The following is a 21,096-nucleotide window of genomic DNA, read 5'->3' as shown; positions in this document are numbered from 1 at the left end:
GTTTTGGGAAGACGATTTTCCGTATCCCGACCTGCGTATTACCGTGCTCACATGACGAGCGCGTTGCCTTTCACCCGGACTCCCCACCCGCACCCGGCGACCCCGGAGCGTGTAGCGGAGGTACTTGCCAAGCCGGGCTTCGGGCAGCACTTCACCGACCACATGGTGACGATCCGCTGGAACCGCGAGCAGGGCTGGCACGACGCCGAGGTCGGCCCGTACTCCACCCTCGCACTGGACCCCGCGGCAATGGTGCTGCACTACGGCCAGGCGATCTTCGAAGGGCTCAAGGCCTACCGCCAGCCCGACGGTTCGATCGCGTCCTTCCGCCCTGAGGCCAACGCCGAGCGCTTCCGCGCCTCGGCCCGCCGCATGGCCATGCCCGAACTCCCCGACGAGCTGTTCCTGTCCTCGGTGCGCGAGCTCCTCGCCGTCGACGGCCACTGGGTGCCCTCCGCCGAGGAGGAGTCCCTCTACCTGCGGCCCTTCATGATCTCGACGGAGAAGGGACTCGGCGTGCGACCCTCGTCGGAGTACCTCTACGTCCTGATCGCCTCTCCCGCCGGCTCCTACTTCGCGAGCGGCGTGCGTCCGGTGAGCGTGTGGCTCTCGACCGAGTACGTCCGCGCGGCCCCCGGTGGCACCGGTGCGGCCAAGTTCGCCGGCAACTACGCCGCGTCCCTGGTGGCGCAGGCGCAGGCCGCCGAGAAGGGCTGCGACCAGGTCGTCTGGCTCGACGCGGTGGAACGCCGCTGGGTCGAGGAGATGGGCGGCATGAACCTGTTCTTCGTCTTCGGCGACAAGGTCGTCACGCCCGAGCTCACCGGCACGCTGCTGCCCGGCATCACCAGGAGCTCGCTGCTGCGGCTCGCGTCCGACCTCGGCCTGACCGTCGAGGAACGGCGCGTCTCGACCGACGAGTGGGAGAAGGCGAACGCCTCCGGTGAGCTCACCGAGGTCTTCGCGTGTGGCACGGCTGCGGTCATCACGCCGGTCGGCCACGTCAAGCACGCCGGTGGCGAGTTCTCCATCGCCGACGGCGGCACCGGCTCGGTGACGATGAAGCTGCGCGAGCGCCTGACCGGCCTCCAGCACGGCCACGTGACCGACACCCACGGCTGGATGACGACCCTGGGCTGACCCCCACGCCGGTCAGCGCTGCTAGGCGATGACCAGCACGGCCAGAAGCGCGAGTTCGGCGGCAGCACCGAGCACATCACCGGTGATGCCGCCGAACCGCTTCCCGGTGTGCCGCACGAGCAACCACACCAACGCGGCCGCGACGACGACGGCGACGACCGCCCGCCACCCGAGCGGAACCGCCGCAGCAGCAAGCACCACCCACGTGCCGATGACGACCATCGGATGCTGCGTGCCCGCAACGAGCGCACCGAGCCCTTCAGGCCGTGCGGCGGGCACGCCACGCAAGCAGCAGATCCCGAACGCGGCCCGGCTGACCGCGAACGCGAGCAGCACCGTCCCCCAGCCGGCGTGGGGGAGCGCGGCGGCCTGCGCCCCCAGCACGACGATCAGGGTGACGACCCCGAACGGCCCGGCACCGCCGTCCTTCATGACCCGCAACGCCCGCTCGGGCGGCCCGTAGCACCCGAGCCCGTCGGCGACGTCGGCCAGCCCGTCGAGGTGCATCCCCCGCGTGGCCAGCCCGACGACGCCGACGACGAGGAACCCGGCCACCAGCGCCGGTACCTCAGCTGTTGCGAACAGCCGGAGCACGCCGACGGCGAACGCACCGAGCAGCAGGCCGACGACCGGCGCCCAGCTGATGGCCCGCCGGGCCGCCCTGTCATCGACGCCGTCGACGCGGACCGGCAGGACCGTCAGCCAGGAGAGGGCGAGCTTCACTCAGCCGGTTCTTCGCGACTCGGCCCGTTCTGGCTGGCGCCGTTCTGGCCGAGCCCGTGCTGACCTGCCGCGCTCTGACCGGCCGCGTCGCGCGCGGTCCCGGTCTGAGCAGGCCCGTTCCGGTCGGCCGCGTCGCGCGCGGCGCCGGTCTGGTCGGCCTCGCTGCGCGGGGCTCCGTCCTGGCCAGGCCTGTTCCGCTCGGCCTCGCCGCGGGCGGCCCTGTTCCGCTCGGCTTCGCCGCGGGCGGCCCCGGTCTGGTCGGCCGCGTCGCGCGTGGCCCCGGTCTGAGCAGGTCCGTTCCGGTCGGCCGCGTCACGCGCGGCCCCGCTCTGGTCGGCGCCGTCGCGCGTGGCCCCGTCTTGGCCAGGCCCGTTCCGCTCGGCCCCGCCGCGCGCGGCCTCGTCCTGGTCGGTCCCGTCCAGCTGCTGCTGCAGCTCGCGCTGCTCCTCGCGGCCCGTGACCCCGGCGCTCTCGAACGTCGCCATCTCCGCGAGCACCTTCACCGCCGCGCTCAGCAACGGCAGCGCCGCCACCGCACCGGACCCCTCGCCGAGCCGCATGCCGAACTCCAGCAGCGGCTTCAGGTTCAGGTGCCCGAGCGCGATCGCGTGCGCGGGCTCGGCCGACTCGTGCCCGGCCACCCACCACTCGCGCGCACCCGGCGCCAGCTCCTCGGCCAGCACCGCGGCCGCACCGACGACGACGCCGTCGAGCACCACCGGTGTGCGCCGGACCGCCGCCTGCGCCAGGAACCCGGCCATCGCGGCCAGGTCGGCGCCACCCGCGGTGGCCAGCAACGCGACCGGGTCGCTGATCACCAGCCGCGCCCGGCGCAGCGCGTCACGGATCGCCGCCGTCTTGCGCATCCACGCCTGGTCGTCGATGCCGGTGCCGCGTCCGACGACGCTGACCGGCTCCGACCCGGTCAGCGCCGCGATCAGCACCGCCGCCGGCGTCGTGTTGCCGATGCCCATGTCGCCCGCGACGAGCACGTCGGCCCCGGAGTCGACCTCCTCGTCGGCGACCGCGCGACCCGCGGCGATCGCCCGCTCGCACTCCTCGCGGGTGAGCGCGTCCTCGCGGTCGATCGACCCGGACGAGCGCCGCACCTTGTGCGCGCTGACCGCGGCGGGCGTGTCCGCGTCGACGGCCATGTCGACCACGCGCACGGTGGCGCCCGCGACCTGCGCGAGCACGTTCACCGCCGCGCCACCGGTCAGGAAGTTGGCGACCATCTGCCCGGTCACCTCGCTCGGGTACGCCGACACGCCCTGCGCGGTGATGCCGTGGTCACCCGCGAACACCACGACCCGCGGCCGCACGAACGGCTTGGGCGGCACGACGCCCTGGCACGCGGCGACCCACGTGCCGAGCTCTTCGAGGCGGCCCAGCGAGCCGACCGGCTTGGTCAGCACCGCGTGCCTGGCCTCGGCTTCACGCAGAACAGCCTCGTCCGGCGGGTCAACCGGCGGGAACTCGGTGCTCACCTGGTCACTCCTCAGCGCAGTTTCAGGGGGATGCCGGCGACGAGCAGCTGCACCTCGTCGCACACCTCGGCGACGCGCGCGTTGAGCGCACCGAGGTGGTCTCGGAAGAGCCTGCCAGAGCGGGTCGACGGAATGACGCCGAGGCCGACCTCCGCGGTCACGAGCACCAGCCGCGCCCGGCAGCGGGCCACGGAGCAGACGAGCTCGTCGACGTCGCGTTCGACCGCGCCGAGGCTGCCGCCCTCCCACGCGCCGGCGTCGTCCAGCGCCCCGGCCAGCCACGTCGACAGGTCGTCGACCAGGATCGGCGGGTCGTCGTACGACGTCGCCGTGAGCAACGCCGACAGGTCACCGGCCGCGGTCGCCTCGACGGTGTGCCACGTGGCCGGGCGGCGTGCGACGTGCTTCGCGATCCGCGCGTCCCAGTCCGGGTCGCCGGGGTACCGGCGCGCCGTTGCGACATATGTCACGGTCGCGTCCGTGAGCAGGCCTTCCGCATGTGCGGACTTGCCCGAACGTGCTCCGCCGAGCACGAGTGTCCTGGTGGTCAAGGGTTAGCCTTCGTCCATGGAGTTCCGCTGGCGCTACCAGGATGCCCAAGGTCGCGACGTGGCCGGTCCGGACGTGGTGTTCGCCGACCAGACCGAGGCGGAGGAGTGGTTCGGCGCCGCGTGGCGTGACCTGCTCGACGCCGGGGTCGACCAGGTCACGCTCCTGCGCGCGGAGTCCGAGGTGTACGGCCCGATGAGCCTGCACCCGGCCCAGTAAAACGGCCCGGTAGCTCGCCGGGCTCAGCCCGCGGCGGTCAGCCTCGGGTCGTCGGTGACGACGCCCTCGAGGACGGTGTCGATCTTCTTGAGCACGTCGTCGCCGAGCTCGACGTCGATGGCCTTGACGTTCTCGTGCACCTGTTCCGGACGCGAGGCGCCGATGATCGCGGACGCGACGTTCGGGTTGCGCAGCACCCACGCGATGGCGAGCTGCGCCATCGTGACGCCGGCCTCTTCGGCGATCGGCTTGAGCTGCTGCACCGCGGTCAGCACGTCGTCGCGCATCCAGCGGGCGATCATCTGCGCGCCGCGCTCGTCGGCCAGGCGCGAGCCCTCCGGCGCGTCGGCACCCGGCAGGTACTTGCCGGTGAGCACGCCCTGCGCGATGGGGGAGAAGACGATCTGGCTCAGGCCCTCGCGCTCGCACACCGGCACGACCTGCGGCTCGATGACCCGCCACAGCATCGAGTACTGCGGCTGGTGCGACACGAACGGGACCTGCAGCTCACGGGCCAGCGCGGCACCGCGGGTGATCTGCTCGGCGGTCCACTCGGAGACACCGACGTAGAGGACCTTGCCCTGCCGGACGAGGTCGGCGAACGCCAGCATCGTCTCTTCCAGCGGCACGGTGGGGTCGTAGCGGTGCGCCTGGTACAGGTCGACGTAGTCGGTCTGCAGCCGCTTGAGCGAGGCGTTGGCCGACTCCATGATGTGCTTGCGGCCCAGGCCGCGGTCGTTGGGACCGCCGGGACCCGTCGGCCAGTACACCTTCGTCAGCAGCTCGATCGACTCACGCCGCTGGCCCTTGAGCGCACGGCCGAGCACCGACTCCGCCGCGGTGTTGGCGTAGACGTCGGCGGTGTCGAAGGTCGTCACGCCGGCGTCGAGCGCGGCCTTCACACACGCGTGCGCCTGGTCCTCTTCGATCTGCGAGCCGTGCGTGAGCCAGTTGCCGTACGTGATCTCACTGATGCTCAGGCCGCTGCGGCCAAGACGTCGGAACTTCATACATCGGAGCTTAGACCGCGTTCCTTCGGCTTGCTAATGAACTTCGGGCGCGTCCCAGACCAGCGAGTACCGCCAGAACAGACGCCTGCGCACGCGCGCACCGGGCGTGATCCCGCTCGCCGCCGCACGGACCTCGGCCAGCGTCGGAGCGGTCCACACGACCGGCATCTCCGGGTCGTGCGACCCCGTGCGCTGCCCGGTCACCCACTTCGCCAGCCCGACGAGCGCGTTCGCGGGCAGTGCCACGACCTCCGTCGCCAGGTCGGCGAACGACGCCCGCGAGTACAGCCCGACGACGACCAGCCGGCCACCCGGCTTCGTGAGCTCGGCCAGCCGTGTTAGACCCTCTAACAACGGTAAGTGGTGCAAGCTCGCCTCGGCGGTGACGACGTCGAACAGGCCGAGCTCGTGCGTGAAGACGTCGCCGTGGACCCACCGCACCTCGGTGCTCGTCGCGCGGGCGCGTTCGACCATGCGCGCGCTGGCGTCGATCGCGGTGACACTCGTCGCCCTGATCGACCGCGCGAGGTCACCGAGCCCGCAGCCGACGTCCAGCGCGGAACCGGCCCCTGACGGCAGCTGCCGGAGCAACCAGCGGCGGTACCACGCGTTGTGGTCCCACCGCAGTCGCTCCGGCAGCTGGAGCTTGCCCACCCGGCGGCGTTACTTGACGGCCTCGCCGGGACCCACGCGCGGCTTGGGGATGCGCAGCTTGCGCAGCTGGCTCGCGCGGATGAACGCGTACCAGCCGATCGAGAGGCCCTTGATCGGCTCGGTCGGGAACTTCGCCCGCACCCGCTTCGTGACGATCCGGCCGAGGATGAAGCCCTCGATGATCATCGCGATCAGCATGAACGTCGTCGCCAGCGTCGCGTACCGCTGAACCGCGAGCGACGGCGTCAGCAGCGCCACGAACACCAGGATCGCGAGCGGCATGAACAGGCCCATGAGGTTGCGCCGCGAGTCGACCAGGTCGCGGATGTACGCCTTCACCGGACCGCGGTCGCGCACCGGCAGGTACTTCTCGTCGCCCGCCATCATGCGCGCACGGCGGTCGGCGGCCGCGGCACGGCGCTCTTCCTTGTTCACCTTGTTGCCGCGCATGCGCTTGAACGCCTCGCGCTGCGTGCGCGGCGGCGGCGGGACGGGACCGCTGCGCCGGGCCTGCGCTTCCCTGCGCTTCGGCGTCGGCCTGCCCTTGCCCGAGCTGTGCGCCTTGTCGAGCGGCTCGGCGAGCTGAGCTCCCGGCTGGGGAGCTTCGGCGGTGGTGTCGGCGGAGTTGCGGCGCAGGAACCTCACAACACCAGGGTAGGGCAGCGGTTCTTCTGTACCTTTCGCGAGGTGCGCGTACTCATCGCCCCGGACTGCTTCGGCGGCACCCTGACCGCCCGCGAGGCCGCCGACGCCATCGCCACCGGCTGGCACGAGGCTGAACCCGACGACGTCGTCGTGCAACGCCCTCTCGCCGACGGCGGCCCCGGCTTCGTCGACGTCCTGTACGCCGCCCTCGACGGAGACGTCCACCACCTCACCGTCACCGGCCCGCTGGGCACACCGGTCGAAGCCCGCTGGCTCCAGCACACCGCCGGCGGCAGGCGCACCGCCTACATCGAGTCCGCCGAGGCCTGCGGCCTGCACCTCATCCCCGCGGAGCTGCGACCCGAGTCGTGCGAGACCGCCACCACGCGAGGTGTCGGCGAGCTGATCGCGGCAGCTGCGGTTGACAACGATGTCATCGTGGTCGGTCTCGGCGGGTCCGGCACCACCGACGGCGGCGCGGGCCTGCTCGCCGCGCTGACCGACGCCGGCGTCGACCTGACCGGTACGTCGCTGGTGGCCGCGTCCGACGTCGAGAACCCGTTGCTCGGCCCGCACGGCGCCGCCCGGACGTTCGGCCCGCAGAAGGGCGCCTCCCCGGACGCCGTCGAACGCCTCGAAGCCACGCTCGCCGCGATGGACGCCCTGAAACCGGTCTCCGACATGCCGGGTGCCGGAGCGGCCGGCGGCCTCGGCGCCGCGCTGCTCTCCCTCGGTGCCACCATGAGCTCCGGCGCCGGTCTCGTCCGCGAGCTCACCGGCCTCGACGCCGCCCTCGACGACGCCGACCTCGTCGTCACCGGCGAGGGCAGCTTCGACTGGCAGTCCCTGCGCGGCAAGCTCGTCACCGCCGTCGCCGCGGCCGCCGCCGACCGTGCCATCCCCTGCATCGCCCTCGCCGGCCAGGTCAGCGTCGGCCGCCGCGAGATGGCCGCCGCCGGCGTCCAGGACGCCTACTCCGTCTCCGAGCACGTCGGCTCCGTGCAAAAGTCGATTGCGGACGCCCGCAAAAGTCTCATTGCAACGGCGCGGCACGTAGCTCGGCAGTGGTCGCGCTGACGCCGTCGTCGGCGCGGCGCACCGGCCTGAGGGCACCGTCGGGCTGACGTATCGGCTGGTGATCGGGGGTGGCCCACATGACGTTCGACATGGGGCCGTGTTGTGGGACCATGGAAGGCGGAACAAAGCGGGGAACGCCCGTGTTGTTGAGGGGCGAACCGCCCGCAAAGGACCTCTTAGGAGAGCCATGACGACCGCTCAGGATGCCGCTTCGACCTCCGAGGCGCCGACCCACGGCGTGACGCTGACCGATGCGGCCGCCGTCAAGGCCAAGGCCCTGCTCGACCAGGAGGGCCGCGACGACATGCACCTGCGCATCGCCGTCCAGCCCGGTGGTTGTGCGGGTCTGAAGTACCAGCTGTTCTTCGACGAGCGCACGCTCGACGGTGACGCGATGGTGGACTTCAACGGCATGAAGGTCGCCGTCGACCGCATGAGCGCCCCGTACGTCGAGGGTGCTGTCATCGACTTCGTGGACACGATCGAGAAGCAGGGCTTCACGATCGACAACCCGAACGCCGGCGGGTCCTGCGCCTGCGGCGACTCGTTCCACTAAGACGAACACGCGCGAGGCCGCGTTCCCGCACCGACGGGAACGCGGCCTCGCGCTGTGTGGACCGAAGACGCTGTGTGGACCGAAGACCGGGGGCGAACGGTGAGCGGGAGCTCAGACGCCGTACTCGGCCAGGCCCTCGACCTGGCTCGTGGTGCGGTCGTCGATCTGCCACGTCGCGGCCGCCCGCGGTGCGGGCAGGGGGTGCTCGGGGTGGGTCAGAGCGAAGGGGAGCTGAGCGCAGTCGTCGATCAGCTCACTCATCGTGGTCGCCTCGGGGATCGTCACCGCTCGACCGTATGTCCAGCGTCTGACCTGCGGTAGCCCTACCAAACGGTAGTCTTCAGAGCTGCACTCGTCCGGGTGAGCTATCACGTTGAGCAACAAGAAAGTGAGGGCCGACTGGTGCCGGTAGCCGTGTGCGGCAGCATCGCGACCGACCATCTCATGCACTTTCCGGGGCGTTTCGCGGACCAGCTGGTGGCGGAGCGTCTCGATCGCGTGTCGCTGAGCTTCCTGGTCGACGACCTCGTCGTACGCCGCGGTGGCATCGGCGCGAACATCGCGTTCGGGCTCGGCGTGCTGGGCGTGCGGCCGGTGCTCGTGGGCGCCGTCGGCCAGGACTTCGCCGACTACCGCTCGTGGCTGGAGCGGCACGGCGTCGACACCTCCGGCGTGTACGTCTCCGAGGTCGCGCACACCGCGCGGTTCGTCTGCACCACGGACGACGACATGTGCCAGATCGCCTCCTTCTACGCCGGTGCGATGGCCGAGGCGCGCAACATCGAGCTGGCGCCCATCGCGGACCGCGTCGACGACCTCGAGCTCGTCGTGATCAGCCCGGACGACCCCGCCGCGATGCTCCGCCACGCCGAGGAGTGCCGTCAGCGCGGCTACCGGTTCGCCGTCGACCCCTCGCAGCAGCTGGCCCGCATGGACGGCGAGCAGGCGCGCACGTTCGTCGAGGGCGCCGAGTACCTGTTCAGCAACGACTACGAGTGGGAGCTGCTGCTGCAGAAGACCGGCTGGACCGAGGCCGACGTGCTGGGCCGGGTCGGGCGCCGGATCACCACGCTCGGCGCCAAGGGCGTCGAGATCATCGACCGCGACGGCCTCTCGGTGCACGTGCCCGCCGTCCCCGAGGTCGCGAAGACCGACCCGACCGGTGTCGGCGACGGCTTCCGCGCCGGGTTCCTGGCCGCCACGTCGGCGGGCCTGGGCCTGGAGCGCGCGGCCCAGCTCGGTTCGCTGATCGCCGTCGAGGTGCTCGAAACCGTCGGCACGCAGGAGTGGGAGCTCGACCGCGAGTCCGCCCTGACCCGCATCCGCGGTGCATTCGGCGACGAAGCTGCTGAGGAGATCGCCCCCGTCCTGCCATGATCGGACAATGGGGACGTACCTGTTCGGCGACACCGGTGAGTCGCTCGACCCGCAGTTGGACGCGCTGAGCTCTCTGCTCGACGCGGGCACCTTCGCCCGCGTCGAGCGGCTCGGCATCACAGACGGATGGCGTTGCCTCGAGGTCGGGGGCGGTGGCGGATCGGTGGCCAACTGGCTCGCCGACGTCGTCGCACCCTCCGGCCACGTCACGGTCACCGACCTCGACGTCACGAGGCTGGAGGAACGCGACAACATCACCGTGCTGGAGCACGACGTCGTGTCCGGCGTCTTGCCGGGCAACGCGTTCGACCTGGTCCACGCCCGTGGCGTGCTCTTCCACCTCCCCGCCCGCGAGACCGTCCTGCGCAAGCTGCGCGACGCGTTGCGCCCCGGCGGCTGGCTCGTGCTCGACGAGTTCGACTGCCTGCCGCTGGAGGTGCTCGCCGCCGCTCCCGACGACGCGAAGCTGATCATGCGGGTGAAGAACGCCCTGCTGACGCTGCTCGACCAGGCGGGCGCGGAGCTGTCGTGGGGAGCGCGCATCGAACGCGCGTTGCTCGACACCGGCCTGCACGACATCAGCGGCGCGCGCGAGGTGCGGGAGTGGGAGGGCGGCTCACCCGGCTGCCGGCTCCTCGCCGCGACCGCGCGCCAGGTGCGCGCCAAGCTCCCGCTCTCCGACGACGAGTTCGGCCGCTACCTGGAGCTGATGGAGACCCCCGAGGTCGTCGTCAGCTCCTACGCGATGTGCAGCGCACAGGGCCGCAAGTAGCCTCGAACGTGCGAAAGGGCCCCACCGCGGAGGGGCCCTTTCCCGTCAGGACGTCAGAGCTTGACCGGGTAGTGCGGCTCCGGCACCACCGGCTTGATGCGGCCCTCGACGAAGATGCCGTGCCAGATCATGAACACCAGCAGCGCCCAGATGCGGCGGCTGTGGTCGAACACGCCCGACCGGTGCTCCTCGATGAGCCGCAGCACCGCCTGCTTGTCGATGTACTGGTCGGTCTGCGACGCGCGCACGTGCTCGACGGCCCAGTCGTGCATCTCGTCCTTGAGCCAGTGCCGGATCGGCACCGGGAAGCCGAGCTTGCGGCGGTTCAGCACGTGCGCCGGCACGATGTCGCGGATCGCCTTGCGCAACGCGAACTTCGTCGTGTCCTTCGTGATCTTCAGCTCGCTCGGGATCTGTGAGGCGATCTTGAAGACCTCGGGGTCGAGGAACGGGACGCGCAGCTCCAGCGAGTTCGCCATGGTCATCTTGTCGGCCTTGACCAGGATGTCGCCCCGCAGCCACGTGAACAGGTCGACGTGCTGCATGCGCGTGACCGGGTCCCAGTGCTGCGACTCGCGGTACGGCTGCGCCGTGACGTCCATGTGCGAGGTGTTCGGGTCGTACGTGCGCAGGACCTCCCGCAGCTGCGGGTCGAGGAAGATGCGCGCGTTGCCGTAGTAGCGCTCCTCCAGCGTCAGCGCGCCGCGGCGCAGCAGGTCCTTGCCGCGCACGCCCTGCGGGATCTTCGTGGAGACCTTGCCCATCGCCTTGCGCAGCGCGCCCGGCACCTTCTCGAACGCCGCCAGCGACAACGGCTCGCGGTAGATCGTGTACCCGCCGAACAGCTCGTCCGCGCCCTCACCGGACAGCACGACCTTGACGTGCTCGCGCGCCTCGCGGGCGATGAACCACAGCGGCACCAGCGCCGGGTCGGCCACCGGGTCGTCGAGGTACCAGGTGATCAGCGGCAGCGAGTCCATCATCTCCTGCGGGCTGACCGTGCGCACGACGTGCTTCACGCCGATCAGCGCCGCCGACTCCGCCGCCACGTCGACCTCGGAGAAGCCCTGGCGCTCGAAACCGGTGGTGAACGTGATCAGGTCCGGGTTGTGCTCCTTGGCCAGCGCCGCGACCACCGTCGAGTCGATGCCGCCGGACAGGAACGAGCCGACCGTCACGTCCGCGCGCATGTGCTTGGCGACCGAGTCGCGCAGCGCGGCGGTGATCTCGTCGTACAGCGCCTCCGCCTCGGCCTCGGTGCGGACCGTGCGCACCCGGAACTCCGCCGGGAAGTAGCGCTCGAACCGCGGCGCCTCACCCGGCACCACCGTGAACGAGTGGCCGGACTCCACGCGGTGGATCTGCTCGTGCAGCGAGTCGGGCTCCGGCACGTACTGCAGCGTCAGGTACTGCTGCAGGCCCTTGACGTTCATCTGCGGGTTGACGCCGAGCGTGCGGGCGATCTCCAGCAGGATCTTCTTCTCGCTGGAGAACGCGATCCCCAGCGCGCCCTGCGCCCAGTACAGCGGCTTGATGCCGAACGGGTCGCGGCCGCCGAACAGCACCTTGCGCTCGGCGTCCCAGATGATGAACGCGAACATGCCGCGCAGCTTCGAGATCGCCGCGGCACCGTAGTAGTGGTGGGCGGCGACGATCGTCTCGGTGTCACCGTCGGTGTGGAACACGGCGCCGAACTTCTCGGTGAGCTCGGCGCGCAGCTCCAGGTAGTTGTAGATCTCGCCGTTGAAGTTGATCGTGTACCGGCTCGGCGACTCCGGCGGACCCCACGTCAGCGGCTGGTGGGAGTGCTCGATGTCGATGATGGCGAGGCGGTTGAAGCCGAAGACGACCTCGTCGACCCGCCGGGTGCCGCTCTCGTCCGGACCCCGGTGCCGCATGCAGCGCAGCGCGGCCTCCACAGCCGGGCGGGCGCTCTCGGCCTCGTTCTCGCTAGGGCAAACAAGTCCTGCCAGGCCGCACAAGGCTCTCGCACCTCTCAGAAATCCGACGGGGAAGTCCTCAGTATGCCGAAGCGGCTCTGTGTGACCGAAACTGCACCGCAGCGGCGGTGCCCCCGAGGGGTGAGCCCCGCCCCGCTGGGCTACGCTCCCGCTTGATCCGTTGGCATGGAACGAGGAGGCGGGCGAGCAGTGGGCCTGAAGGAGGGCACCAGGGCATCCCGGCTGGCGAAAACCGCTGGCCTGGTGGGCCTGGTCGGTATCGGGGCCACCGGTTGCTCCACGGACGAGGTGCTGCGCTTCGGCTGGCCGGTGGCCGTCACGCCGCAGGCCGAGAAGATGCGCGAGCTCTGGACCTGGTCCGTGATCGCCGCGCTCGTCGTCGGCGTCATCGTGTGGGGCCTGATCCTGTGGTCGGTGGCTTTCCACCGCAAGAAGTCGGAGGAGTTGCCGCGTCAGACGGCGTACAACCTCCCGCTGGAGATCGTGCTCATCGTCGTGCCGACGGTGATCGTGGCCGTTCTGTTCTACTTCACGGCGGTGACGCAGAACTACGTCACGGACAAGTCGGGCAAGCCGGACGTGAACGTCGACGTCATCGCGTTCCAGTGGAACTGGGAGTTCCAGTACCCGGACCACAAGACGTCCGCGGGCAACGTCGTCAGCACGGTCGGCACCTCGGGCGAGGTCCCGATCCTGGTGCTGCCCGCCGGCAAGCGCGTCCAGTTCACGCTGGAGTCGACCGACGTCATCCACTCGTTCTTCGTGCCGGAGTTCCACTTCAAGCGGGACGTCTTCCCGCAGCCGAAGAAGAACAACCAGGACAACGTCTTCCAGATCGACGAGATCAAGCGCCCCGGCGCGTTCGTCGGCCGGTGCGCCGAGCTGTGCGGCTCCTACCACGCGGTGATGAACTTCGAGGTCCGCGCCCTGGAGCAGGCGGACTTCGACAAGTACATCTCGTTCCGCAAGGAGATCAACGAGAAGACGGGCAAGCCGTACACCACGGCCGAGGCGCTCGCCAAGGTGGGCTGCAAGGACTGGTGCTCGCCGCTGGCCACCACGACCACCCCGTTCAACACCGACCGGACGGCCCGTGAGGCCTCCGGCGCGGGTCAGAAGTAGGGACGCCCCGCGATGAAGATCGAAGCTCGCGTATTCGACCTGGTGATGGCCTTCTCGTTCCTGATGGCCGTCGTCTACGGCTTCTGGACGCACCAGGCCACCGGCGCCGTGGAACCCACCGGAACGGTCGCGCTCGCGCTGACCGGTGGCCTCGCGCTCATCGTCGGCACGTACTTCCGGTTCGTCGCCCGCCGCATCGAGGTCCGTCCTGAGGACAACCCCGAGGCGGAGGTCTCCGACGGTGCCGGTGAGCTGGGCTTCTTCAGCCCCGGCTCGTACTGGCCGATCGGTCTGGCCGCCGCGGCGGCGACCACGGGTGTCGCGGTGGCGTTCTGGCACGTGTGGCTGCTGGTGATCGCGGTCGTGCTCGTGCTGGTCGCGGTCGGCGGCCTGGTGTTCGAGTACCACACCGGCCCGAACCACGACTGACAGTCCGACATCGCCGAGGCCCTCTCCGTTCGCGGAGGGGGCCTCGGTCGTTGTGTGCCACGCACCGCACGAAGGCCCTCCCCAACCGGCGCGAGCCAAGTGGGGGAGGGCCTTCGTGATGGTCCGTGCGACGGCCTCAGCGGCCCGTCAGCGGCCTAGGCGGCGACCGGCGCCTTCTGGTACGCGTCGACGTACTCCTGGCCGCTCAGGTCGAGGATGCGGTAGATGATCTCGTCGGTGACGCTGCGCAGCACCGGCAGCGACTCCTGCATGCCGTCGTAGCGGCTGAAGTCGAGCGGCTCGCCGAACCGGATGGTCACCGGGACGATCTTGGGGAACCTGCTGCCGACCGGCTGGACCTTGTCCGTGCCGATGATGCCCACCGGCACCACCGGGGCACCGGACTCCAGCGCCATGCGCGCGACACCGGTGCGGCCGCGGTGCAGCATGCCGTCCAGCGACCGGGTGCCCTCGGGGTAGATGGCGAACGCGTCGCCGCGCGCCAGGATCTCCGCGGCCGTGTCGAGCGCGGCGCGGGCGTCACGGCCCTTGCCGCGGTGCACCGGCACGTGGCCCAGCGAGGAGAAGAACCAGCGCGACATCGCACCCTTGAACCCGGTGCCGGTGAAGTACTCGGCCTTCGCCAGGAACGACACGCGCCGCGGCACCACCATGGGGATCACGACGCTGTCGATGAAGCTGAGGTGGTTCGCCGCCAGGATGACCGGGCCCTCGGTGGGGACGTTCTCCAGACCGTCGACCACCGGGCGGTAGACCATCCGTGCTGCGCGCGCGACACCATGCTTCATCACCGGGTAGAGGACCATGCCTCCAGCATTCCAGGTCGTCGTTGCCGCGGCGTTACCACGTGGCGCGCATCTCCAGGCCGTCACTCGCTCGGACTACGTCCGCGGTGCGGCCGTGCCGGTTCGGTCACGCGACGGGAACACCGCGTGACCGAACCGGGTCGCTCAGCCCTTCAGGGACGTCGAGAGCTCCACCCAACGGCCCAGCAGCTCGGCCGCCCTGCCCGAGTCGACCGCCTCGGCCGCACGGCTCAGCGAGGCCGTCAGGTCGGCGTGCAGGTCGGCCGAGAACCCGCCGTGCGCCGCGATGGCACCCGCCGCGTTCACGAGCACCGCGTCGCGCACCGAGCCGGTCTTGCCGGCCACGAGGTCGCGCACCACCTGCGCGTTGACCGACGCGTCGCCGCCCTTGAGGTCCTCCTCGCGAGCGGGCCGCACGCCCAGCACCGCCGGGTCTATCGTCGCCGCCCGCACCTCGCCGTCCTGCGCGACCCACGCCGACGTCGTCGTGGTCGTGGTGATCTCGTCGAGGCCGTCGTCACCGCGCACGACCAGCGCCGTGTTGCGGCGCCGGGCGAACACGCCGGCGATCAGCGGCGCCGCTGCCGCCCGCGCGCAGCCGATCAGGCCGACCTGCGGCTGAGCCGGGTTCGTCAGCGGCCCGAGCAGGTTGAACGACGTCGGGATGCCGATCTCGCGGCGCACCGGGCCCGCGTGCCGGAAGCCGGGGTGGAACACCGGCGCGAAGCAGAACCCGATGCCCAGCTCGGCCACGGTCGCCCGCACGCCGTCGGGCGGCAGGTCGATCGCGACGCCCAGCGCCTCCAGCACGTCCGCCGTGCCGCACTGCGACGACGCGGCCCGGTTGCCGTGCTTGACCACCGGCACGCCCGCCGCGGCCGTGACGATCGCGGCCATCGTCGAAATGTTCACCGAACCGGAATGATCGCCGCCGGTGCCCACGATGTCGGCCGCCCGCACGCCCACGTCGAAGCGCCGGGCGTGGTTGAGCATCATCGTCGCGAGGCCGTCGACCTCCTCCGGCGTCTCGCCCTTGGCGCGCAGCGCGACGATGAACGCCGAGATCTGCGCGGGCGTCGCCGCGCCCGACATGACCTGGTCCATGCCCCAGGCCGTGTCGTCGGCGGTCAGGTCGACGCCGTCGAGCAGGCGGTTGAGCAGCGAAGGCCAGGTGCGCTCGCTCATCGCGGGCTCAGCCCTTGACGACAGGAACAGCCGAGCCCCGCAGCACCTCGGCCACGGTCTCGGCGGCGGCCAGCGGGTCCAGCGGGTGCACCAGCACCGCGTCGGCCTGCGACCAGGTCGCGAGCCACCGGTCGTCCTTGCGGCGCACCGCCACGACGATCGGCGGGCAGTCGGTGATCTCGTCCTTGAGCTGGCGGGACAGGCCCATGCCACCGGTCGGCTGCGCCTCGCCGTCGAGGATCAGCAGGTCGACGGTGCCGTTGTCGGCCTCGTAGAGCACGTCGGCGATCGTGCCCGCCTCGACGTAGTCCACCCGCGGCAGGTCCGGCGCCGGACGGCGGCCGACGGCAGTGATGATCGTCTCACGCACCTCGGGTCGGTGGCTGAACACCAGGATCTTCGTGGTCTGCGTGCTCATCTCTCGATCCTCCACTGCTACTGCCGACTGGGTCGTGAAGAAAGTGACCAAGGTCGCGGCGATGCTATCGGGCCGGTTGCAGGGCGTCCCACCCCAGGGCTTCACCGCCGAGCCGTTGCGCCAGCGACGCCATCCGCGACCGCTCCTGCGCGCAGTGCAGCGCGTCCAGCTTCTGCACCCGGCTGATCTTCGCCACGTCACCGGCGACGAGCACCCAGCCGTCCGGCTCCAGCAGCTCCCGCGCGCGTTCTACCTGGTCAGGCGGGATGCGCACGTGGTGACGGAGCACCGCGAGCTCGTCCGCGCGCCACCGCGGTGACCGCGCGAGCGCCGCCGAATCCGCCTCCACGACGTCGAACGCCTCGACGACCACCACGAGGTCCGGGTCGTCCACCGACAGCGACGGCACCTCCGGCCGGCGCAGCAGGTCCCGCAATCGGCCCAGCATGCCCATCCTCAGCTCTCCTCCACGATCACGCGCTGTGTGACCCAGCCGACCCATGATCCGCCCAGGACCCGATGGGCGGACGGAAATAGCGCAGGCAATAATGCTGCTCGTGACCACGGCAGCGCCTTCAATCGGCCAGCGCGTGCACTCGCTGAACCGCCCGAACATGGTCAGCGTCGGCACGATCGTCTGGCTGTCCAGCGAGCTCATGTTCTTCGCTGGCCTCTTCGCCATGTTCTTCACGGCGAAGGCCCAGAACGAGGGACCTTGGCCCCCGCCTCCCACCCATCTGAACGTCCCCTACGCGGCGGTCTTCACGATCATCCTGGTCGCGTCGTCCTTCACCTGTCAGTGGGGCGTGTTCGCGGCGGAGCGCGGTGACGTCTTCGGTCTGCGTCGCTGGTACCTCGTGACGCTGATCATGGGCGCGATCTTCGTCGGCGGCCAGGCGGGTGAGTACGTCGAGCTGGTCGAGCACGGCACCACGATCCCGTCGTCGGCCTACGGCACCGTCTTCTACCTGACGACCGGCTTCCACGGCCTGCACGTCATCGGCGGTCTGATCGCGTTCGTCTACCTGTTGATCCGGACGAAGCTCAGCAAGTTCACGCCGGCCCAGGCCACCTCCGCCATCGTCGTGTCGTACTACTGGCACTTCGTCGACGTCGTGTGGATCGGCCTGTTCGCCATCATCTACATCGTGCCCTGACCGGGTCGGCACGAAGCAAAGCCACGAGCTCCCGAACTGACAGCAAGGGTTGCCGCACACCATGACCACCACTACGAAACGCCCCCGCGGCGCCCGCACGAAGCTGCGCCGCCGGGTCGCCGGCCTGCTCGCGCTGGGCTTCGGCCTGCTCAGCGCCGGCCTGCTGTTCGCCGCGTTCGCGCCCACCGCGCAGACCGCGCAGGCGCAGCAGGAGGACGCGCTGGTCCGCCAGGGCGAGCAGATCTACCTGAACACCTGCATGGGCTGCCATGGCAAGTCCCTGGAGGGTGTCGAGGACCGCGGTCCGAGCCTGATCGGCGTCGGCGACGCCGCGGTGTACTTCCAGACTTCCTCCGGCCGCATGCCCCTGGCGCGGCAGGAGGCGCAGGCCATCCGCAAGCCCGCGAAGCTCTCCCCCGAGGAGATCAACGCGCTGATGGCCTACATCACGGCCAACGGCGGCGAGGGCCCGAAGAAGCCCGCCGAGTCCGGTGAGGCCCTGCGCGGCGACAACCCGGCGCGCGGTGGCGAGCTGTTCCGCCTCAACTGCGCCAGCTGCCACAACTTCACGGGTCGTGGTGGCGCGCTGTCGTCCGGCAAGTTCGCGCCGGAGCTCGACGGGGTCGCCGAGGAGCAGATCTACACGGCGATGCTGAGCGGCCCGCAGAACATGCCGAAGTTCGGCGAGCGCCAGCTCACGCCCGAAGAGAAGAAAGACATCATCGCGTACGTCAAGTCGGTCACCGACGGGAACAACAACTCCGGCGGTAACCCCCTGGGCGGGTTCGGACCCGTGTCCGAGGGATTGATCGCGTTCATCGTGGGCATCGCCGCGCTCATCGGCGTGACCCTCTGGATCGGAGCCAAGGCATGAGCGGCGACAAGCCGACCGAGCTGCCCAGCGAGGCAGAGCTCGCGGAGATGAGCCGGGACGACCTCGTCAAGCTCGGCACCAAGCTCGACGGCGTCGAGCTCGTCCACTACGAGGAGAAGTGGCCGGTTGCCGGCACCCGCGCCGAGCGTCGCGCTCAGCGCCAGGTCGCCATCTGGTTCATGATCTCCGCCCTGTCCGGGCTGGCCTTCCTCGGCGTGTTCCTGTTCTGGCCGTGGCGGTACGAGGCGCCGCACACCGAGGGCCACTTCTGGCACCTGCTCTACAACCCGCTGATCGGCCTGTTCCTGGGCCTGTCCGTCGTGGGCCTGGGCATCGGAGCGCTGCTCTACACCAAGAAGTTCCTCCCCGACGAGCTCGCGGTGCAGCAGCGCCACGACGGCCCGTCGGCGCAGGTCGACCGCGCCACGCTGGTCGCGGAGCTCGCCGACGCCGGCTCCCGCAGCGGCATCGGCCGCCGCAGCCTGATCAAGCGCACCGCCGGTCTCGGCGCGGGCGTGCTGGGCCTGGGCGTGGCGGCGGTCCCGCTGGGCGCGCTCATCAAGAACCCGCACTCCGACAGCGAGACCAAGAACTCGCTGTGGCACACCGGCTGGAAGGCCGAAAAGGGCGAGAAGGTCTACCTCCGCCGCCACACCGGCAACTTCCACGAGGTCTCCCTGGTGCGTCCCGAGGACGTCGAGCCGGGCGGCTTCGAGACGGTCTTCCCGTTCCGCGAGTCCGAGCGCGACGACGAGCACGCCCTGGTCGCGGCCCTGAAGCGGGCCGACGCGCCGGTCATGCTCATCCGCATGCGGCCGAACCAGGCCATCACCAAGCGTGCGGGCCAGGAAGACTTCAACTACGGTGACCTGTACGCGTACTCGAAGATCTGCACGCACCTGGGTTGCCCGACCTCGCTGTTCGAGCAGCAGACCGGTCTGCTGCTCTGCCCGTGCCACCAGTCGCAGTTCGACGTGTTCGAGTACGCCAAGCCGCGGTTCGGGCCGGCGACCCGTCCTCTGCCACAGCTTCCGATCACTGTGGACGAAGAGGGATACTTGGTTGCCCGCAGTGACTTCATCGAGGCTGTGGGTCCGGCGTTCTGGGAGCGTAAGTCATGAGTGCCATCACCACGCCGACGAAGCCGGCCAACGCGGCCGCGCGCGTCGCCGGAGCGGCGGCCAACGCGGCCGATGAACGGTTCCACGCGGCCTCTGGCCTGCGCAAACAGCTGAACAAGGTCTTCCCGACGCACTGGTCGTTCCTGCTCGGCGAGATCGCGCTCTACAGCTTCATCGTGCTGCTGCTGTCGGGCACGTACCTGGCGTTGTTCTTCGACCCGTCGATGACCGAGGTCACCTACAACGGCCCGTTCGAGAACCTGCGCGGCATCGAGATGTCGCGGGCGTACGCGTCCACTCTCGACATCTCGTTCGAGACCCGCGGTGGCCTGTTCGTCCGCCAGGTGCACCACTGGGCGGCGCTGCTGTTCATGGCCTCGATCGTCGTGCACATGTTCCGGATCTTCTTCACCGGCGCGTTCCGCAAGCCGCGTGAGATCAACTGGGTCATCGGCATCGTGCTGTTCATGCTCGGCGCGATCGAGGGCTTCCTCGGCTACTCGCTGCCCGACGACCTGCTCTCCGGCACGGGCCTGCGCGTCATGGCGGCGCTGCTGATCTCGTTCCCGGTCATCGGCACCTGGCTGAACTGGCTGATGTTCGGCGGGGAGTTCCCCGGCACCGACATCATCCCGATGCTCTACACCGCGCACATCCTGCTCATCCCGGCGATCATCCTCGGCCTGATCGGCGCGCACCTGGGCCTGGTCTGGTACCAGAAGCACACCCAGTTCCCCGGCGTCGGCCGCAAGGAGACCAACGTCGTCGGCGTCCGCATCATGCCGGTGTTCGCCGCGAAGGGCGGTGGCTTCTTCGCCATCGTCGTCGGCATCACCGCGATCATGGGCGGCGTCTTCCAGATCAACCCGATCTGGAACTTCGGCCCGTACAACCCCGCGCAGGTCTCCGCCGGCTCGCAGCCCGACTGGTACATGGGCTGGACCGACGGCCTGGTCCGCATCTGGCCCGCGTGGGAGTTCTACCTGGGCAACTACACGATCCCGGCGCCGTTCCTGCCGTTCATCCTCGGCCTGCCGCTGCTGACCGGCATCGCGGCGGTCTACCCGTGGATCGAGCGCAAGATGACCAAGGACTACGCCCACCACAACCTGCTGCAGCGCCCGCGCGACGTGCCCGTCCGCACCGCGCTCGGCTGGATGGCGATCACGTACTTCATGGTCCTGCTGCTCATGGGCGGCAACGACATCTTCGCGTACAAGTTCGACATCTCGTTGAACCTGACGACGTGGATGGGCCGCATCGGCATGCTGATCCTGCCGCCGATCGCGTACTTCATCGCCTACCGCATCTGCATCGGCCTGCAGCGCGCCGACCGCGAGGTGCTGGAGCACGGCGTGGAGACCGGCATCATCAAGCGCCTGCCGCACGGCGAGTTCATCGAGATCCACCAGCCCCTGGGCCCGGTGGACGACCACGGCCACCCGATCCCGCTCGCCTACCAGGGCGCGTCGGTGCCGAAGAAGATGAACAAGCTCGGCTCGGCCGGCCACCCGGTCGCCGGCAGCACGCTGTCCCCGGACCCGGTCGAGGAGACCGTGGCCCTGGAGAACGCGCGCCGCAAGGCCCACGTCTCCGAAGGCATCAGCGCCGAGGACACGGCCGGCGAGCTCGCGGGCAAGCCGTCCGACCCGAAGCCCTGATCCGCTGAGAGCCGCGAAAGCCCCCGTGACCAGCTTGGGTTCAAGAGGTCGTTGCAACACCTGAGTTGAGGGGTTGCGGTGGACTTCGAGATCCGGAGTGATCGGGGACCGCAGGGCCGGAGGAAGTTGGCC

The 21,096-nt window shown here is 70.2% G+C and carries 23 protein-coding genes and 1 pseudogene; 12 read left to right on the top strand and 12 right to left on the bottom strand.

Annotated features, from left to right (window positions below; genetic code table 11):
- The first annotated feature begins 51 nt into the window (after positions 1–51).
- Positions 52–1,140, top strand: a complete 1,089-nt coding sequence (locus ADL03_RS33635) for a branched-chain amino acid aminotransferase (RefSeq protein ID WP_053737637.1) — start codon at positions 52–54, stop codon at positions 1,138–1,140.
- Between the two features lie 21 nt (positions 1,141–1,161).
- Here ADL03_RS33635 and cobS read toward each other — a convergent pair whose 3' ends face one another.
- From cobS to cobU, 3 genes and pseudogenes are all read right to left on the bottom strand, one after another.
- Complete coding sequence (gene cobS / locus ADL03_RS33630) at positions 1,162–1,863, bottom strand: adenosylcobinamide-GDP ribazoletransferase (protein WP_053737636.1); 702 nt, start codon at positions 1,861–1,863, stop codon at positions 1,162–1,164.
- Positions 1,864–2,303: 440 nt separating this feature from the next.
- Positions 2,304–3,365, bottom strand: a pseudogene (gene cobT, locus ADL03_RS33625) (nicotinate-nucleotide--dimethylbenzimidazole phosphoribosyltransferase); the annotation flags it as partial.
- Positions 3,362–3,901, bottom strand: coding sequence for a bifunctional adenosylcobinamide kinase/adenosylcobinamide-phosphate guanylyltransferase (gene cobU / locus ADL03_RS33620; protein WP_053737635.1), 540 nt, complete (start codon positions 3,899–3,901; stop codon positions 3,362–3,364). The pseudogene cobT and the gene cobU, both read right to left, overlap by 4 nt.
- 16 nt (positions 3,902–3,917) lie before the next feature.
- Between cobU and ADL03_RS33615 the strand changes: the two genes are divergently transcribed.
- Positions 3,918–4,118, top strand: a complete 201-nt coding sequence (locus ADL03_RS33615) for a hypothetical protein (protein WP_053737634.1) — start codon at positions 3,918–3,920, stop codon at positions 4,116–4,118.
- A gap of 23 nt (positions 4,119–4,141) precedes the next feature.
- Here ADL03_RS33615 and ADL03_RS33610 read toward each other — a convergent pair whose 3' ends face one another.
- From ADL03_RS33610 to ADL03_RS33600, 3 genes are read right to left on the bottom strand one after another with little or no spacing between them, the layout of a single operon-like run.
- Positions 4,142–5,128 carry an aldo/keto reductase family protein gene (locus tag ADL03_RS33610; protein ID WP_053737633.1) on the bottom strand — a complete coding sequence of 329 codons (987 nt, stop codon included), beginning with the start codon at positions 5,126–5,128 and terminating at the stop codon, positions 4,142–4,144.
- Between the two features lie 33 nt (positions 5,129–5,161).
- On the bottom strand, positions 5,162–5,782 hold the full coding sequence (locus ADL03_RS33605) for a bifunctional 2-polyprenyl-6-hydroxyphenol methylase/3-demethylubiquinol 3-O-methyltransferase UbiG (protein ID WP_053737632.1): 621 nt from the start codon (positions 5,780–5,782) through the stop codon (positions 5,162–5,164).
- Between the two features lie 9 nt (positions 5,783–5,791).
- The gene (locus ADL03_RS33600) at positions 5,792–6,427 is read right to left on the bottom strand and encodes a DUF3043 domain-containing protein (protein ID WP_053737631.1); all 636 of its coding nucleotides are present in this window, start codon (positions 6,425–6,427) and stop codon (positions 5,792–5,794) included.
- 42 nt (positions 6,428–6,469) lie between these two features.
- Here ADL03_RS33600 and ADL03_RS33595 point away from each other — a divergent pair, with 42 nt between their 5' ends.
- Both ADL03_RS33595 and ADL03_RS33590 read left to right on the top strand, forming a co-directional pair.
- Positions 6,470–7,504: a glycerate kinase gene (locus tag ADL03_RS33595; protein ID WP_053737630.1), complete on the top strand. Its 1,035-nt coding sequence runs from the start codon at positions 6,470–6,472 to the stop codon at positions 7,502–7,504.
- A gap of 187 nt (positions 7,505–7,691) precedes the next feature.
- Complete coding sequence (locus tag ADL03_RS33590; protein WP_053737629.1) at positions 7,692–8,060, top strand: iron-sulfur cluster assembly accessory protein; 369 nt, start codon at positions 7,692–7,694, stop codon at positions 8,058–8,060.
- 111 nt (positions 8,061–8,171) lie between these two features.
- On the opposite strand, the gene ADL03_RS47620 is transcribed toward ADL03_RS33590, so the two are convergent.
- A complete protein-coding gene (locus tag ADL03_RS47620; RefSeq protein WP_157529551.1) occupies positions 8,172–8,345 on the bottom strand; it encodes a hypothetical protein in 174 nt (57 codons plus the stop codon).
- A 117-nt stretch (positions 8,346–8,462) separates the two neighbouring features.
- Here ADL03_RS47620 and ADL03_RS33585 point away from each other — a divergent pair, with 117 nt between their 5' ends.
- A complete protein-coding gene (locus ADL03_RS33585) occupies positions 8,463–9,437 on the top strand; it encodes a carbohydrate kinase family protein (RefSeq protein WP_197288878.1) in 975 nt (324 codons plus the stop codon).
- Positions 9,438–9,444: 7 nt separating this feature from the next.
- A complete protein-coding gene (locus tag ADL03_RS33580; protein WP_053737628.1) occupies positions 9,445–10,209 on the top strand; it encodes a class I SAM-dependent methyltransferase in 765 nt (254 codons plus the stop codon).
- 53 nt (positions 10,210–10,262) lie between these two features.
- Here ADL03_RS33580 and asnB read toward each other — a convergent pair whose 3' ends face one another.
- Positions 10,263–12,191, bottom strand: a complete 1,929-nt coding sequence (asnB, locus tag ADL03_RS33575) for an asparagine synthase (glutamine-hydrolyzing) (protein ID WP_053737627.1) — start codon at positions 12,189–12,191, stop codon at positions 10,263–10,265.
- A 174-nt stretch (positions 12,192–12,365) separates the two neighbouring features.
- Here asnB and coxB point away from each other — a divergent pair, with 174 nt between their 5' ends.
- Positions 12,366–13,292, top strand: coding sequence for a cytochrome c oxidase subunit II (gene coxB, locus ADL03_RS33570; protein WP_231642630.1), 927 nt, complete (start codon positions 12,366–12,368; stop codon positions 13,290–13,292).
- A 12-nt stretch (positions 13,293–13,304) separates the two neighbouring features.
- Entirely contained in the window at positions 13,305–13,721 is a 417-nt protein-coding gene (locus ADL03_RS33565; RefSeq protein ID WP_053737626.1) for a cytochrome c oxidase subunit 4, read from the top strand.
- A 155-nt stretch (positions 13,722–13,876) separates the two neighbouring features.
- Here the strand turns inward: ADL03_RS33565 and ADL03_RS33560 are convergent, their stop codons facing one another.
- The 4 genes from ADL03_RS33560 to ADL03_RS33545 all read right to left on the bottom strand — a co-directional run bounded on the left by ADL03_RS33560 (position 13,877) and on the right by ADL03_RS33545 (position 16,605).
- Entirely contained in the window at positions 13,877–14,548 is a 672-nt protein-coding gene (locus tag ADL03_RS33560; RefSeq protein ID WP_053737625.1) for a 1-acyl-sn-glycerol-3-phosphate acyltransferase, read from the bottom strand.
- 144 nt (positions 14,549–14,692) lie between these two features.
- Complete coding sequence (gene trpD, locus ADL03_RS33555) at positions 14,693–15,733, bottom strand: anthranilate phosphoribosyltransferase (RefSeq protein ID WP_053737624.1); 1,041 nt, start codon at positions 15,731–15,733, stop codon at positions 14,693–14,695.
- 7 nt (positions 15,734–15,740) lie between these two features.
- On the bottom strand, positions 15,741–16,151 hold the full coding sequence (locus ADL03_RS33550; protein ID WP_053737623.1) for a hypothetical protein: 411 nt from the start codon (positions 16,149–16,151) through the stop codon (positions 15,741–15,743).
- Between the two features lie 64 nt (positions 16,152–16,215).
- Positions 16,216–16,605, bottom strand: coding sequence for a hypothetical protein (locus ADL03_RS33545; RefSeq protein ID WP_053737622.1), 390 nt, complete (start codon positions 16,603–16,605; stop codon positions 16,216–16,218).
- A gap of 94 nt (positions 16,606–16,699) precedes the next feature.
- Here ADL03_RS33545 and ADL03_RS33540 point away from each other — a divergent pair, with 94 nt between their 5' ends.
- The 4 genes from ADL03_RS33540 (at position 16,700) to ADL03_RS33525 (ending at position 20,964) form a co-directional block, all read left to right on the top strand.
- Positions 16,700–17,308, top strand: a complete 609-nt coding sequence (locus tag ADL03_RS33540) for a heme-copper oxidase subunit III (protein ID WP_053737621.1) — start codon at positions 16,700–16,702, stop codon at positions 17,306–17,308.
- A gap of 61 nt (positions 17,309–17,369) precedes the next feature.
- The gene (locus ADL03_RS33535) at positions 17,370–18,182 is read left to right on the top strand and encodes a c-type cytochrome (RefSeq protein WP_053737620.1); all 813 of its coding nucleotides are present in this window, start codon (positions 17,370–17,372) and stop codon (positions 18,180–18,182) included.
- Positions 18,179–19,303, top strand: coding sequence for a ubiquinol-cytochrome c reductase iron-sulfur subunit (locus ADL03_RS33530; protein ID WP_053737619.1), 1,125 nt, complete (start codon positions 18,179–18,181; stop codon positions 19,301–19,303). Before ADL03_RS33535 ends, ADL03_RS33530 begins: the two co-directional genes overlap by 4 nt.
- Positions 19,300–20,964 carry a cytochrome bc complex cytochrome b subunit gene (locus ADL03_RS33525; RefSeq protein WP_053737618.1) on the top strand — a complete coding sequence of 555 codons (1,665 nt, stop codon included), beginning with the start codon at positions 19,300–19,302 and terminating at the stop codon, positions 20,962–20,964. The genes ADL03_RS33530 and ADL03_RS33525 overlap by 4 nt, the downstream gene beginning before the upstream one ends.
- Positions 20,965–21,096: the final 132 nt, after the last annotated feature.

This window comes from Nocardia sp. NRRL S-836 (assembly GCF_001279525.1).
GTDB lineage: Bacteria > Actinomycetota > Actinomycetes > Mycobacteriales > Pseudonocardiaceae > Lentzea.
This window is presented reverse-complemented; position numbering and strand designations above follow the sequence as displayed.

Bases quoted from the DNA above. Each gene is read 5' to 3' on its own strand.
- ADL03_RS33535 (WP_053737620.1), top strand. From the start codon at position 17,370: ATGACCACCACTACGAAACGCCCCCGCGGCGCCCGCACGAAGCTGCGC.
- ADL03_RS33590 (WP_053737629.1), top strand. From the start codon at position 7,692: ATGACGACCGCTCAGGATGCCGCTTCGACCTCCGAGGCGCCGACCCAC.
- ADL03_RS33530 (WP_053737619.1), top strand. From the start codon at position 18,179: ATGAGCGGCGACAAGCCGACCGAGCTGCCCAGCGAGGCAGAGCTCGCG.
- ADL03_RS33540 (WP_053737621.1), top strand. From the start codon at position 16,700: ATGCTGCTCGTGACCACGGCAGCGCCTTCAATCGGCCAGCGCGTGCAC.
- ADL03_RS33525 (WP_053737618.1), top strand. From the start codon at position 19,300: ATGAGTGCCATCACCACGCCGACGAAGCCGGCCAACGCGGCCGCGCGC.
- ADL03_RS33550 (WP_053737623.1), bottom strand. From the start codon at position 16,151: ATGAGCACGCAGACCACGAAGATCCTGGTGTTCAGCCACCGACCCGAG.
- ADL03_RS33565 (WP_053737626.1), top strand. From the start codon at position 13,305: ATGAAGATCGAAGCTCGCGTATTCGACCTGGTGATGGCCTTCTCGTTC.
- trpD (WP_053737624.1), bottom strand. From the start codon at position 15,733: ATGAGCGAGCGCACCTGGCCTTCGCTGCTCAACCGCCTGCTCGACGGC.
- ADL03_RS33610 (WP_053737633.1), bottom strand. From the start codon at position 5,128: ATGAAGTTCCGACGTCTTGGCCGCAGCGGCCTGAGCATCAGTGAGATC.
- ADL03_RS33560 (WP_053737625.1), bottom strand. From the start codon at position 14,548: ATGGTCCTCTACCCGGTGATGAAGCATGGTGTCGCGCGCGCAGCACGG.
- ADL03_RS33545 (WP_053737622.1), bottom strand. From the start codon at position 16,605: ATGGGCATGCTGGGCCGATTGCGGGACCTGCTGCGCCGGCCGGAGGTG.
- ADL03_RS33635 (WP_053737637.1), top strand. From the start codon at position 52: ATGACGAGCGCGTTGCCTTTCACCCGGACTCCCCACCCGCACCCGGCG.
- ADL03_RS33615 (WP_053737634.1), top strand. From the start codon at position 3,918: ATGGAGTTCCGCTGGCGCTACCAGGATGCCCAAGGTCGCGACGTGGCC.
- ADL03_RS33580 (WP_053737628.1), top strand. From the start codon at position 9,445: ATGGGGACGTACCTGTTCGGCGACACCGGTGAGTCGCTCGACCCGCAG.